This window comes from Pannonibacter sp. Q-1 (genome assembly GCF_054073275.1).
On record NZ_JBSXNB010000003.1, the window covers coordinates 208,348 to 222,009 of the forward strand.

The 13,662-nt window shown below is 61.6% G+C and carries 10 protein-coding genes; 5 read left to right on the forward strand and 5 right to left on the reverse strand.

From position 1 onward, the window contains the following. Nucleotides 1–20 precede the first annotated feature (20 nt). From carB to ACVNHC_RS08870, 3 genes are all read left to right on the forward strand, one after another. On the forward strand, nucleotides 21–3,383 hold the full coding sequence (gene carB / locus ACVNHC_RS08860) for a carbamoyl-phosphate synthase large subunit (protein ID WP_457167021.1): 3,363 nt from the start codon (nucleotides 21–23) through the stop codon (nucleotides 3,381–3,383). Nucleotides 3,384–3,605: 222 nt separating this feature from the next. Then, on the forward strand, nucleotides 3,606–4,079 hold the full coding sequence (gene greA, locus ACVNHC_RS08865; RefSeq protein ID WP_055454032.1) for a transcription elongation factor GreA: 474 nt from the start codon (nucleotides 3,606–3,608) through the stop codon (nucleotides 4,077–4,079). A gap of 923 nt (nucleotides 4,080–5,002) precedes the next feature. Beyond that, entirely contained in the window at nucleotides 5,003–5,797 is a 795-nt protein-coding gene (locus ACVNHC_RS08870) for an SDR family oxidoreductase (protein ID WP_457167022.1), read from the forward strand. A gap of 128 nt (nucleotides 5,798–5,925) precedes the next feature. Here the strand turns inward: ACVNHC_RS08870 and ACVNHC_RS08875 are convergent, their stop codons facing one another. The 5 genes from ACVNHC_RS08875 to ACVNHC_RS08895 form a co-directional block, all read right to left on the reverse strand. Continuing rightward, nucleotides 5,926–6,882, reverse strand: coding sequence for a hypothetical protein (locus ACVNHC_RS08875; RefSeq protein WP_457167023.1), 957 nt, complete (start codon nucleotides 6,880–6,882; stop codon nucleotides 5,926–5,928). A gap of 81 nt (nucleotides 6,883–6,963) precedes the next feature. Next, on the reverse strand, nucleotides 6,964–7,986 hold the full coding sequence (locus ACVNHC_RS08880; protein ID WP_457167024.1) for a hypothetical protein: 1,023 nt from the start codon (nucleotides 7,984–7,986) through the stop codon (nucleotides 6,964–6,966). Between the two features lie 125 nt (nucleotides 7,987–8,111). Further along, a complete protein-coding gene (locus ACVNHC_RS08885; RefSeq protein WP_457167025.1) occupies nucleotides 8,112–9,119 on the reverse strand; it encodes a hypothetical protein in 1,008 nt (335 codons plus the stop codon). Further along, nucleotides 9,109–10,836 (reverse strand): Hsp70 family protein, encoded by a 1,728-nt coding sequence (locus ACVNHC_RS08890; RefSeq protein WP_457167026.1) that lies wholly within the window; start codon nucleotides 10,834–10,836, stop codon nucleotides 9,109–9,111. The genes ACVNHC_RS08885 and ACVNHC_RS08890 overlap by 11 nt, the downstream gene beginning before the upstream one ends. 139 nt (nucleotides 10,837–10,975) lie before the next feature. After that, entirely contained in the window at nucleotides 10,976–11,446 is a 471-nt protein-coding gene (locus tag ACVNHC_RS08895) for an Lrp/AsnC family transcriptional regulator (protein ID WP_019964018.1), read from the reverse strand. A 191-nt stretch (nucleotides 11,447–11,637) separates the two neighbouring features. Here ACVNHC_RS08895 and ACVNHC_RS08900 point away from each other — a divergent pair, with 191 nt between their 5' ends. Together ACVNHC_RS08900 and trxB are read left to right on the forward strand one after the other, a co-directional pair. Further along, nucleotides 11,638–12,630, forward strand: a complete 993-nt coding sequence (locus ACVNHC_RS08900) for a mitochondrial fission ELM1 family protein (protein ID WP_457167027.1) — start codon at nucleotides 11,638–11,640, stop codon at nucleotides 12,628–12,630. A gap of 17 nt (nucleotides 12,631–12,647) precedes the next feature. Further along, the gene (trxB, locus tag ACVNHC_RS08905; RefSeq protein ID WP_094463194.1) at nucleotides 12,648–13,610 is read left to right on the forward strand and encodes a thioredoxin-disulfide reductase; all 963 of its coding nucleotides are present in this window, start codon (nucleotides 12,648–12,650) and stop codon (nucleotides 13,608–13,610) included. Nucleotides 13,611–13,662: the final 52 nt, after the last annotated feature.

Here is a 13,662-nt window from a genome sequence, read left to right on the forward strand (position 1 = left end):
GCGGGCCGATGCGAGCCACGATGCCCAAACGCACAGACATTTCCTCCATCCTGATCATTGGCGCAGGCCCGATTGTTATCGGTCAGGCCTGTGAATTCGATTATTCGGGCACGCAAGCCTGCAAGGCCTTGCGCGAGGAAGGGTATCGAATCATCCTCGTGAACTCCAATCCGGCGACGATCATGACCGACCCGGATCTGGCCGACGCGACCTACATCGAGCCCATCACCCCGGAAGTCGTTGCCCGCATCATCGAGAAGGAGCGCCCCGACGCGCTGCTCCCGACCATGGGCGGCCAGACGGCACTCAACTGCGCGCTGGACCTTGAGCGCGACGGCGTGCTGGAGAAATTCGGCGTGGAAATGATCGGCGCCCGTGCCGACGTGATCGAGAAGGCCGAAGACCGCGAGAAGTTCCGCGCCGCGATGGATGTGATCGGGCTTGAAAACCCGCGCGCCTCGATTGCCTCCTCGCCTGCCATCCGCGATGCCAACGGCAAGATCACCGGCTATGACCGCAACGCCGGCTTCATGGAAGCCATGAAGGCGCTGGACGAGATCGGCCTGCCCGCCATCATCCGCCCGGCCTTCACCCTTGGCGGCACCGGCGGCGGCGTGGCCTATAACCGTGAGGAATTCGAGACGATCGCCCGCTCGGGCATCGACGCCTCCCCGGTCGGCCAGATCCTCATCGACGAAAGCCTGTTGGGCTGGAAGGAGTATGAGATGGAAGTGGTCCGCGACAAGGCGGACAACTGCATCATCATCTGCTCCATCGAGAACATCGACCCGATGGGTGTGCACACGGGTGACTCGATCACCGTCGCGCCGGCGCTGACGCTGACCGACAAGGAATACCAGATCATGCGCGACGCCTCGATTGCGGTGCTGCGCGAGATCGGCGTGGAAACCGGCGGCTCCAACGTGCAGTTCGCCGTGAACCCGCAGAACGGCCGCCTCGTCGTCATCGAGATGAACCCGCGCGTGTCGCGCTCCTCGGCTCTGGCCTCCAAGGCCACCGGCTTCCCGATCGCCAAGATCGCGGCCAAGCTCGCCGTCGGCTACACGCTGGATGAGCTGGAGAACGACATCACCGGCGGCGCCACCCCGGCCTCGTTCGAGCCGTCCATCGACTACATCGTCACCAAGATCCCGCGCTTTGCCTTCGAAAAGTTCCCGGGCTCCGATCCGGTGCTGACCACGGCCATGAAGTCCGTCGGCGAAGTCATGGCCATCGGCCGCACCTTCCCGGAAAGCCTGCAGAAGGCCCTGCGCGGCCTCGAAACCGGCCTGACCGGCCTCGACGAGGTGGAAATCCCCGGCCTTGGCCAGGGCGACGACAAGAACGCCATCCGTGCCGCCATCTCGACGCCGACGCCGACGCGCCTGCTCAACGTCGCCCAGGCCATCCGCCTCGGCACGCCGCTGGACCAGATCTACAGCATCTGTGGCATCGACCCCTGGTTCCTGGAGCAGCTCTCCGGCATCATCGCCATGGAAGAGAAGGTCCGCGCCAACGGCCTGCCGGACAATGCGGTGATGCTGCGCAAGCTGAAGGGCATGGGCTTCTCCGACGCCCGCCTCGCCTCGCTGACCGGCAAGGACGAAGCCGATATTGCCAAGATCCGCGCGGATCTTGACGTCCATCCGGTGTTCAAGCGCATCGACACTTGCGCGGCGGAATTCGCATCGCCCACCGCCTACATGTATTCCACCTACGAGACGCCCTTTGCCGGCGCGCTGGCCAGCGAAGCCCGCCCCTCGGACAAGAAGAAGGTGGTCATCCTCGGCGGCGGCCCGAACCGGATCGGCCAGGGCATCGAGTTCGACTATTGCTGCTGCCATGCGGCCTTTGCGCTGCAGGAAGCGGGCTATGAGACCATCATGGTCAACTGCAACCCGGAGACAGTGTCCACCGACTATGACACCTCCGACCGGCTCTATTTCGAGCCGCTGACCGCAGAAGACGTGCTGGAGATCATCCGCACGGAGCAGGAAAACGGCACGCTGCACGGCGTCATCGTCCAGTTCGGCGGCCAGACCCCGCTGAAGCTGGCGCAGGCGCTCGTCAAGGCCAATGTGCCGATCCTCGGCACCTCGCCGGACATGATCGACCTTGCCGAAGACCGCGACCGCTTCCAGCGCCTCCTGACCAAGATCGGCCTGAAGCAGCCGCAGAACGGCATCGCCTATTCCGTCGAGCAGGGCCGCCTCATCGCCAGCCAACTTGGCCTGCCGCTGGTGGTGCGCCCGTCCTACGTGCTGGGCGGCCGTGCGATGCAGATCATCCGCGACGAAGAGTCGCTGAACTCCTACCTGCTCGGCACCCTGCCGGAGCTGGTGCCCGGTGAAATCCGTGCCAAGTATCCGAACGACAAGACCGGCCAGATCAACACCCTGCTCGGCACCAACCCGCTGCTGTTCGACCGCTATCTCGATGGCGCCATCGAGGTGGACGTGGATGCCCTGTCGGATGGCAAGGACGTGTTCGTCTGCGGCATCATGGAGCATATCGAGGAAGCCGGCATTCACTCCGGTGACAGCGCCTGCTCCCTGCCGCCCTACACGCTCTCGGCCGAAATGATCGCCGAGCTGAAACGCCAGACCATTGCCATGGCCAAGGCGCTCGAAGTCGGCGGCCTGATGAACGTTCAGTACGCGATCCGCGACGGCCAGATCTATGTGCTCGAAGTCAACCCGCGCGCCTCGCGCACGGTGCCCTTCGTCGCCAAGACCATCGGCGTGCCGGTGGCCAAGATCGCCAGCCGCATCATGGCCGGAGAAAGCCTTGCCTCGTTCAACCTCAGCGAAAAGCCGCTGAAGCACGTGGCCGTCAAGGAAGCCGTGTTCCCCTTCGCCCGCTTCCCGGGTGTGGACACCATCCTTGGCCCGGAAATGCGCTCCACCGGCGAAGTCATGGGCCTTGATGCCAACTTCGGCACCGCCTTCGCCAAGTCGCAGATCGGCGGCGGCACGGGCGTGCCGGTGGGCGGCACGGTGTTCGTCTCCGTGCGCGACCAGGACAAGGAAGGCGTGCTGGACGCGGTGAAGCGCCTCGCGGCCAACGGCTTCCGCATCATCGCCACCAGCGGCACCCAGCGTTACCTTGAGGAGCATGGCGTCACCTGCGCCAAGATCAACAAGGTTTCCGAAGGCCGCCCGCATATCGTGGACGTGATCAAGAACGGCGAGGTCCAGCTGGTGATCAACACCACGGACGGCATGCAGGCCATGTCGGACAGCCGCTCCATGCGCCGTGCTGCCCTCCTGCAGAAGGTGCCCTATTACACGACGCTGGCCGGCGCCGTGGCCGCTTCCAAGGGCATCGAGGCCTACAAGAGCGGGGGGCTTGAAGTCAGGCCCTTGCAGTCCTACTTCGCCTAGAGCATAGTCTCGTGCGGGCCATCGTGGCCCGCACGATCAGAATGCGATCTTAGCATTAAATCTGAAGCGGTTTTCTCTTGGCCGGATCATGAACCCGGGCGGAGGACGCTCCAGAACTGTATCATCCGCACTCCGGCCAGACGGTGAAACGTCCGGCTTGATTGTGTTTTTTTGACGTTTCGTCCGCGCAAGCGGACCACTTAACCAGAAGGTCTACGGCCAATGGAAAAGATCCCGATGACCGCCGCCGGCTACGCAATGCTGCAGGTGGAATTGAAGGAGCGGACGTCGGTCGAGCGGCCCCGGATCGTCGAGGCCATTTCCGAAGCGCGCGCCCACGGCGACCTGTCGGAAAACGCCGAGTACCACGCCGCCAAGGAAGCGCAGAGCCACAACGAGGGCCGCATCGCCGAGCTTGAAGACAAGCTCAGCCGCGCTGAAATCATCGACGTCTCGAAGCTCTCCGGCACCACCGTCAAGTTCGGTGCCACGGTCACCCTCATCGACGAGGACACCGAGGAAGAGAAGAAGTACATGATCGTCGGCGACGTGGAAGCAGACGTGAAGCAGGGGAAGATCTCCATCTCCTCCCCCATCGCCCGCGCCCTCATCGGCAAGACGATCGGCGACAGCGTCGAAGTCGCCGCCCCCGGCGGCGCCCGCTCCTACGAGATCGAGAACGTCCAGTTCCTCTGATCCGTCTCTGACCGGCTCTTCGGATCAGCGCACCTGATCAGGAGACCGGTCATGTGGGCCGATCCTGAGGATTGATCCAGAGAACAAACCTCCGGGCCCTCCCGCCCGGCAAGACCCGAATGCCCGCGCCCGCCGCGGGCATTTTTGTTTGGGGGCAAAGGAGGCTTTCTTCTCTTTCGTCATGGCCGGGCTTGTCCCGGCCATCTGCTAGCCATTCACTTGTGCAGATCCTCGGCACAAGGCCGAGGATGACGGGAGAGATTGCAAACGCGTCGGCAGACTGAAGCTCCGTGCCTGCTGCACGCGCTTTTTGAGGGGCCTTGCAAAATCTGCAAGACATCCTCGCAATGCCGAAGCGTCATCGCTCAGCTGCGCAGAGCCCTGATTTTACATCCCATCCGACGACTGGCCAGTCTGGAAGCGCCGGCGTGCGGCTTTCAGGATATCCTCCATGGAATGGTCATGTAGTCCACTTTCGGAAAAGCAAAAGGAGAGACGCTGACAACCGAACCCAAACAGGCTTCAATGCAATCAGAACACCGGGCTGCCTGCATCCGGTTCAACACGCGGCTCTGTCAGGTAATGAGCGTCTCAGGATAATCACCACCACGCCAACGCCACAAACAAACCCCACTGAAAGCCCCGCCCAGCCGCCCTGCCCTTGACGCCCCCACCGCTGCCGGGTACCCCTTTGCCTCAGATTGAGGAGTGACGGACATGGACAACCGCAACCGGTAAACTGGACATTCGCCGAACCGTGGCCACTGGCTTGGCATTTGACCAAGACCTTCAATGCTGTCTCATTGCGCCTTGAGGCTGCCCAAGCGCAGCACGGGCTTTCGCCGCTCTTGATGAGAGAAGCTCATCGAGAGCTGGAATGACCAGCGGCCACGCACCCTCACTTTGGAATCCAGGGATTTATCATGCCCAGACTTTCTGGAAAGCGCGCTCTCGTGACGGGGGCGGCGCGCGGTATTGGTGCGGCCATTGCCAAGGCCTTTGCCGATGAAGGCGCGAGCGTCATTGTGACCGATATCAACGACGAAGGCGGTGAAGCCACAGCCGGGGCCATCGGCGGCACATATTATCATCTGGATGTGGCCTCTGAAGCGGACTGGAGCCGGGCGGAGCGCCTGTTCCCTGAGCTCGACATTCTCGTCAACAATGCCGGCGTTACCGGCTTTGAGGACATGGCCAATGGCGCGCCGCCAGCGCATGATCCTGAACACGCACAGCTTGCCGATTGGAGAGCCGTGCATGCGGTCAACCTCGACGGCACGTTTCTGGGATGCCGCTATGCCATCCGCGCCATGCGGGCGAGGGGCGCCGGGTCGATCATCAACATCTCTTCCCGCTCAGGATTGGTCGGCATTCCGATGGCCGCCGCCTACGCCTCTTCAAAGGCGGCGATACGCAACCACACAAAGAGCGTGGCGCTCTATTGTGCAGGCCAAGGCCTGAAGATCCGCTGCAACTCGATCCACCCTGCCGCCGTCATGACGCCCATGTGGGAGCCAATGCTGGGCGACGGGCCGGACAGAGCCAAACGGGAGGCGGCCATGGTGGCCGATACGCCGCTGCGCCGGTTCGGCAGACCGGAGGAAGTTGCGGCGCTGGCCGTGTTCCTTGCCTCTGACGAGGCCCCCTACATGACGGGCGCAGAGCTGACGATCGACGGCGGCATCCTGGCAGGATCAGCCGCAACGCCCGGAAGCTAGAGCCGCAGCCCCAAGCAGCAGTCGTCAGCCCCCCTCACCGCTCGATCGGCACCGTGGGTTCGTCCCTGGTGCGGCGGATGGTGAGGGCGGTGCGGACGCTGGGCCGGTGCGGCAAAAGCCTGCCCGCCCTATTTCTTCAGGTTCTTGCCTATGAGAGCCGCGAACAGGATCGCAACGGGCAGCAAGGAAAAGACGAGCGAGGACGGGCTCTGGGTCAGGCCCAGCAGATCGGGCCGGAGCATCGCAAAAACCGCAGCGATCAGAAGCGCGAGATAGAATCCGGCGGCAAGCAGAACGGCCGTAAGCCTGAACGCAAAGAAGAGCGCCTGCAGAGGCCTGAACTTCCGCGGCCTGCAGGCCAGAAGGGCCGATGCAAGGGCCTGATCATGCCCGGCGAAATGCACAAGCTCCGTATTGTCGGTCCACCAGTGGAACAAGTCTTCAAGGCGCAGCCTGAGCTTCTTGTTGAAGCCGCGTCCAAGAACATGGCCGCCGTCCCTGCGCCGTCTCATGCACTTGCGCAAATAGGCCATGACGGCAAAGCCAACCGCCCTTTGCTCCCCGAGGCTCAGGTCTTCAACTGCGACCAGCAAGGCGATGAGCCGGGACGCAGAGCCGAATGATGGCCGCAAGCCGTAAATGGCCTGAAGCCTGCGTTCCAATGCCTCATGATGCGCCAGCTCTGCGGGATCAGGCGCCGCTGCCTGCTCTGCGGCCGGATCAGGAGGCAGTCCGTTGCCTTCCATCACGGCCTGCAACGCAAGCGGATCGTCATCCGCCGCCGCCTCCGGGGACGCGCGCTGCGCTTCCACGAGGGGATCATCAGCATTTCCGGCAGGGGACAGAGCAGGAGAAGCAAGCTCCGGCAACGGCTGGTCAGGCACAACAGCGGCCGCTTCTGCATGCGCCCATCTCAGCGCCGCCTCATAGGCCTGCCGCAAGGCCTGAAAGGCCTCGGCCTCAGCGGCCTGATCGACCTGCTTCAACTGCCGCGCATAGGCGCGCTTGAGAAGCTTCGGATCATCAGAGGGCTCATCAAGACCGAGAAGCCCGTAAGGCCAGCGAGCAGTTCCCTCAGAGTACATGTACTCTCCAGTCCAATTGACCGTAAACGCAACCCAGAAGACCGGTAGCCCGCACAATAAAATTATAAGCCCCGATGTAACTCACAGCATCAGATTTAGTATTCTCGCCTTGCTAAGAAGAGAACGAAATTTCACGCGAGTGGCTTTATACACCCCATCAAAAACACCAACCGCATGCAGAAGAAACACAAGAACCGGCACTATCACGGCGGAAATCTTCAAAATCGGATGCATGTCCATTGAAAAAACCTCAACAACAACAAGCAAAAACCCAATAATAAAACCAATGGCAAAAATTATGCTCAAAATATAAATCACATAATCAACCACGAATAAGAAATACATCCAAATCTTTATCAATATCAATTCAATCATAGAGCGCGGACGGCGATACATGATCAACGCAATAGAAAGTTCATCTTCATCCTGAACAAACTCCCGCATTTCGACAGCATCATCCCACCAGTGAAACAATGTGTTCAGGCGGAATTTGAGCTTCTCGCTAAAGCCGGTCTTGAGGACATAGCCCCCATCGTCGCGCTGCTCCAGACACCGGCGCAGATAGAACATTACGGCAAAGCCAAGGTCCCGCTGTTCATCGTGGGGAAAATCCTCCACTCGGGCGAGCAACTTCAGGAGACGCGAGGCAGAACGCCTGGAAGGCTTCAGATCATAAATGGCCTGTCTCAGGGCTGCAAAGGCTTCGTCTGCAGCCCGGTCCTGCCGGCCGGAAGCGGGCTCTCCGCCATCCTCCGCCTCTGCAGCGCGATCCCGTGCCGTCTCAGACTCAGAAAGATCTGCCACAGGCCCCGAAGGATCTGAGCCTGTAACGGACTGCAACAGAGCGCCGTCGTGCTCATGACCGCGCCTATCCCCATGCCCTTCAACAGTGCCAGTGCCAGTGCCAATTCCGGTCCTGGTTTCGGCCTGCCTCAGAGCCGTCTCATAGGCCTGCCGCAAGGCCTGAAACGCCTCGGCCTCCGACGCCTGATCAACCTGCTTCAGCTGCCGCGCATATGCCCGCTTGATGACCTTCGCGTCGCTCGACGGTTCATCAAGACCAAGCGCGCCGAAAGGCCAGCCGGCCTTGCCCTCAGAATACATGCAGCTCCCCTGGCATCTCAGCGGCAGCGCCCCAATGAACACCCACGCAAGCCTCTACCCCCGTCAAGTTTCCACCTTCATTTTCCAGACTGGACAGAAATCAAACGTCAGGAAAAGGATATTTTTTATTTTCTAAAAACGTATTTACACATAAACCTTCCGATGGAAATTCTATAAAGAAGCCGAATACACTTCTGAAAGCAGATCAAGGAGTGCCACACAAACGGAAATAACGGGAAAAGAATAGTTACAAATACCAATGAGGCCCATCCCAGATATTTAAAAATAAAGCCGGATACGAAGGCAACAAAAGCGTATATACAAATATAAATTGCAGCAGAGCCGAACGTTGAAATATATTCAAAATGCCGATTTACATAACGTCTTATGGCATCGGCGCGGGCACTTGAACGGAAACTTTTCCTATCAAAAGATAGAAGGGCAATCTTCAAGTCATCGTCATGCCCAGCGAACCTCTCGAGCGCCTCAACATCCGTCCACCAGTGAAACAATGCCTCCAAGCAGTCCCGTAGGCTGGAGTTGAAGCCCTCGTTAAAAAAGTATCCGGCACCTTCTCGCTGCACCAGGCACTTGCGCAGGTAAAGCACGACGGCTGATCCGACGGCCTGCTGCTCATGCAAAGGCATGTTCTCGACATCTTCGAGCAATTGCACAAGAACGTCCGGCGCGTCTCCGGACGGTTCCAGGTCATAAACAGCCTGAAGCAGATCCTTCAACGACGTAACATGATCTTCATCCGGCTGGTCAATCTTGCACTCTGAAGACATTGGAGCCACCCGCTGCCTTTCCGGCGGCAGGAGCGGGTCAAATTCAACCTTGAACTCCACATGGGCGGCACTCTTCCTGGCGGGGGCACCGGGCTCTCGCACTCCAGGCAAGATCCCTGTGTCTTCTTCAGTCAGCAGCTGAGGCTCTGGCTCGCTCCCCTTTTCCGCCCAGTCCAGAGCCGTCTCATAGGCCTGCCGCAAGGCCTGAAACGCCTCGGCCTCCGACGCCTGATCAACCTGCTTCAGCTGCCGCGCATAGGCCCGCTTGATGACCTTCGCGTCGTTCGACGGTTCATCAAGACCAAGCGCGCCGAAAGGCCAGCCGGCTTTGCCCTCAGAATACATGCGCGCTCTCGAAGCGCTGGATGACCTCCTCATAGCCAGTCCGGAAACTGGCGATTGCCGACAGGTCCTGTGAGGCAATCAGGGCATCGAATGCGGCAAGCAGATCGCCCACGGCCTCGCGCTCCTCAAATCTTGCCATCTCATAACACTGGGCAAGGCGGGCACGGAAAAGGGCATTCTCTTCCGAATCCCTCGGATGCACCTTGAGCTTTGCCATCTCCGCCCGTGCCTTGGCGATCTCCTCTGCGGTCAGTGAGCCGCTCAGGTTCTTGATCAGCAAATTTGCGTTGCGCCCATCCACGAGCGATACGACGTCAACATCCAGCAAGCCGCTTGCATCATAGGTGAAGCGGACGGAAACCGGGCGGTTCTGGCCGTCGCGGGCACGCGGAAGCGGGATCGAGAGACTGCCAAGCCTGACATTGCCGGACACATCAGGGGCTTCGCCCTGGAATACATTCACCTCGATGACGTTCTGATCCTGCGACAGAGGCGATACCACCTCTTCCCGCGAAACGGGAATGACGGTGTTGCGCTGGATGATCGGCAGGTAGTAGCCCGGCACGTGCTGCTTTCCGATCCTGCGGCTGACCTCGATGCCCAGCGTGTGCGAGCTGACATCCGTCATCACAACGTCCTGCAGGCCCTCGTTCCGGGCAACGAGGCCCGCCTGCACGGCAGCCCCCAGCGCAACCGCCTGGTCCGGATCGATATGGGCCTCGGGAAAATGCTTGAGATGCCGGGCCACGAAAGAGCGGATCATGGGCATCCGCGTTGCTCCACCCACCAGAACCACCCGGTCCAGATCACCCGGCTCCAGCCTTGCGTCATGCAGCACGCGGGCCAGCGGCTGGCGCAGCCGCTTCAGAAGCGGTGCGCAAATTTCCTCGTATCCGGCACGGGAGAGCTTTGCAGACAGCGACAGGCCCGGCTGGTCTGCCGAAACCTCGGCGGTGTCCTTCTCGCTCAGCATGAGCTTCACCTGCTCCGCCAGCTTGCGCACGGCCGCCTTGTTGCCATCAAAGCGCTGCCGCAGCGAAAGCTGACTGGTGAGGTGCTCTTCGAGCAGGCGGGAGAAGTCCTCGCCGCCGAGATAGGCATCACCAGCGGTCGCCTTCACCTCCATGACGCCCTCGAACACTTCCAGGATCGAGACATCAAACGTGCCCCCGCCCAGATCGAATACGAGGAAGGTGCTCTCTTCCTCAAGGTTCTGCAGGCCATAGGCCAGAGCAGCGGCGGTGGGCTCATTGATGAGACGGACAGGGTTGAGGCCCGCCATCACGGCGGCCTGCGACACGGCCTTGCGTTGCATTTCGTTGAAATAGGCCGGGACGGAGATGACCACGTCCTCAACCGGGCAGCCCAGTTCAGCCTCCGCGTCGGCCTTCAGAGACTGAAGGACAACGGAGGACAGGGTCACAGGCGTGAAGACCTGGCCGGCCAGCTTGAAGGTGGTTTCCGTGCCCATCGCACGTTTGAAGGCCGAAACAGTCTCTTTCGGATGCGTCACCATGCGGGCGCGCGCCGTTTCGCCGGAATAGAGGTGTTCCCCATCAAAGCTGACGACCGAAGGGGTCAGGACGCCGCCAACCTTGTTGCGGATCAGACGGGGAGCGCCGTTTTCAAACACGGCAACCAGCGAATTTGTCGTTCCAAGATCAATTCCAACGGCAGGCACTGTCAGCTCCAGCTTCATGAAATCCAGAAGCTGCATGGAATGCCTAGGCACAAATTGCAAGGCGAATACGCACACCCTTGCGTGCAACACCGGCCTCGCACAAGCTTCGCCGCAGCCTTACGGCCAGCAAAAAGCCCCGGAAAACCGGGGCTTGAAAGCTGCTGTCAGTGCAATTTCACCGCTCGATCGGAACCGTCGGTTCGTCCTTGGTGCGGCGGATGGTGAGGGCGGTGCGGACGCTGTCGACGTTGGGGGCGGCGGTCAGTTCGCGGATGATGAAGGTCTGGAAGGTCTGAAGGTCCGGGGCGACGCATTTCAGCAGGAAATCCACTTCGCCCGACAGCATGAAGCACTCGCGCACGATGGGCCAGCTGTTGACCCGCTCCTCGAAGCCGTTGAGGTCCGCTTCCGTCTGGCTGTGCAGGCCGACCATGGCAAAGGCCGTCACCTCGTAGCCGAGCTGCTTTTCGTCCAGCAGCGTGCGGTAGCCGCGGATGAGCCCGGCCTCTTCCAGCGCGCGCACCCGGCGCAGGCACGGGGGCGCGGAGATGCCGACACGGCGGGCGAGTTCCACATTGGTCATCCGGCCATCCTGTTGCAGCTCGTCCAGAATGTGCCAGTCGATCGCGTCAAGCCGTGCTTTCAAGGAAATCTCCAGTCAGTGCGGGCAGCGCCCGGCGGGCACGGCAAAAAGGCCGCCTGCCCCAAAGTTCCGTTTCACAGGCACGCCCCCGGCCTTGTTCCAGCCGTCTGTCCGTGCTTGTGTGGCCGCAAGACCCAATGCCCTGCGGCTTATGATTTTTTGCTCATTTCCGCAAGACTATAACAAAAGCACCCATGCTCAAGAAAGATCCAGAAACCGCAAAAGCTGAGGATGACCGGAGCATCTGGATTCTGTCCGATGGCAAGGCGGGCGACGAAATCCAGTGCATGGGCGTCGCCGAAGCCCTTGGCCTGCCCTATCAGATCCGCCGCGTTGCCCCGCGCAAGCCCTTCGTCTGGGCCATGCCCTGGGGGCCGATTGACCCGCGTGAGGCCGAGACGCGGCCCGGCAGCCCGCTGGCGCCGCCCTACCCGGACATCGCCATTGCCTCCGGCCGGCGCACCGTGCCTTATCTGCGCCGCCTGAAGAAGCTGAGCGGCGGCCGCACCTTCACCGTCTTCCTCAAGGATCCGCGCACGGGCACGAGTGCCGCCGACCTCATCTGGGTGGGGGAGCATGACCGGCTGCGCGGCGCCAATGTTCTGGTGACGCCAACCGCACCGCACCGCCATTCGGCTGAGAAACTGGCAGCGGCAAGGGCGCAGCCGGACCCGCGCCTTGGGGATCTGCCCTCCCCGCGCATAGCCGTGCTTGTGGGCGGCAACAGCCGCCATCACAGCTTCACGGCCGAAGACATCAACCGCTTTGCAGACGGGCTGGCGGATGCGGCACGGCAGGGTGGCAGCCTGATGATCACCGCCTCACGCCGCACGCCCCCTGCCCTCAGTCACCGGCTGGAGCAACTGGCGGAGACAGGAAACCATTTCCTGTGGGACGGCAGCGGTGAAAATCCGTTGCTGGCAATGCTGGCGCTGGCAGATACCATCGTGGTCACGGGCGACAGCACCAACATGGTGGGTGAGGCGCTGGCGGCGGGGCGGCCGGTGCATGTGTTCATGCCCTCGGGCGGGCACCACCGGCTGGACCGTTTTTTGACTGGATTGCGCCAGATTGGCGCCATTCACCCCTTTCCGGGGCCTCTCAAAACCACTACCTGTGAGCCGCTGGACAGCACCCCGCAGATCGCTGCGGCCATCAGGGACCGGCTGGCCTCGCGCAAGGCATGAGATTTAAGGAACTGGACATGGCGACGGAACACGTGAAGCTGCTCATCATTGGCTCGGGCCCGGCTGGCTACACCGCCGGCATCTATGCCGCGCGCGCCATGCTGGAACCGGTTCTCGTCGCGGGCATCCAGCCGGGCGGCCAGCTGACCATCACCACCGATGTGGAGAACTATCCCGGCTTTGCCGAGCCGATCCAGGGCCCCTGGCTGATGGAGCAGATGCAGCTTCAGGCCGAGCATGTCGGGACGCGCATCGTGCATGACATCATCACCGAGGTGGACCTGTCGAAGCGCCCGTTCCGCGCCGTTGCCGATGGCGGCACCGAGTTTCTGGCCGATGCGGTGATCATCGCCACCGGCGCGCAGGCGCGCTGGCTGGGTCTGCCGTCGGAAGTGGATTTCATGGGTGCGGGCGTTTCGGCCTGCGCCACCTGCGACGGCTTCTTCTACCGCGGCAAGGAAGTGATCGTGGTCGGCGGCGGCAATACGGCCGTCGAGGAAGCGCTTTATCTGGCCAATCTGGCGTCCAAGGTGACGGTCGTGCACCGCCGCGACAGCTTCCGCTCCGAGCGCATCCTGCAGGAGCGGCTGTTTGCCAATCCGAAGATCAATGTGGTCTGGGATTGCGTTGTGGACGAGATCCTCGGCGGCGGCATGCCCAAGGCCGTCACGGGCGCACGTCTCAAGAACGTCAAGACCGGCGAAACGCACGAACTCAAGGCCGACGGCGTCTTCATCGCCATCGGTCATGCGCCGTCGGTCGATCTGTTCCGCGGCCAGCTGACGCTGAAGCCGAATGACTACATCTTCACCGAGGCCGACAGCACCCGCACTTCCGTGCCGGGTGTCTTTGCCGCCGGTGACGTGACCGACGACATCTACCGCCAGGCCGTCACCGCCGCCGGCATGGGCTGCATGGCCGCCCTTGAAGCGGAGAAGTTTCTGGCTGAACATGCCCTTGAGGCAGCAACGGCAGGCTGAGGCGGCCAGCAACAGGCTGACCCGGCAAAGAGGGGCGGCGGAAGAGGAGAGA

What these genes read in the sequence shown, in the direction of transcription:
- carB (WP_457167021.1), top strand. Translation starts at nt 21, where the DNA reads ATGCCCAAACGCACAGACATTTCCTCCATCCTGATCATTGGCGCAGGC.
- greA (WP_055454032.1), top strand. Translation starts at nt 3,606, where the DNA reads ATGGAAAAGATCCCGATGACCGCCGCCGGCTACGCAATGCTGCAGGTG.
- ACVNHC_RS08870 (WP_457167022.1), top strand. Translation starts at nt 5,003, where the DNA reads ATGCCCAGACTTTCTGGAAAGCGCGCTCTCGTGACGGGGGCGGCGCGC.
- ACVNHC_RS08875 (WP_457167023.1), bottom strand. Translation starts at nt 6,882, where the DNA reads ATGTACTCTGAGGGAACTGCTCGCTGGCCTTACGGGCTTCTCGGTCTT.
- ACVNHC_RS08880 (WP_457167024.1), bottom strand. Translation starts at nt 7,986, where the DNA reads ATGTATTCTGAGGGCAAGGCCGGCTGGCCTTTCGGCGCGCTTGGTCTT.
- ACVNHC_RS08885 (WP_457167025.1), bottom strand. Translation starts at nt 9,119, where the DNA reads ATGTATTCTGAGGGCAAAGCCGGCTGGCCTTTCGGCGCGCTTGGTCTT.
- ACVNHC_RS08890 (WP_457167026.1), bottom strand. Translation starts at nt 10,836, where the DNA reads ATGCAGCTTCTGGATTTCATGAAGCTGGAGCTGACAGTGCCTGCCGTT.
- ACVNHC_RS08900 (WP_457167027.1), top strand. Translation starts at nt 11,638, where the DNA reads ATGCTCAAGAAAGATCCAGAAACCGCAAAAGCTGAGGATGACCGGAGC.
- trxB (WP_094463194.1), top strand. Translation starts at nt 12,648, where the DNA reads ATGGCGACGGAACACGTGAAGCTGCTCATCATTGGCTCGGGCCCGGCT.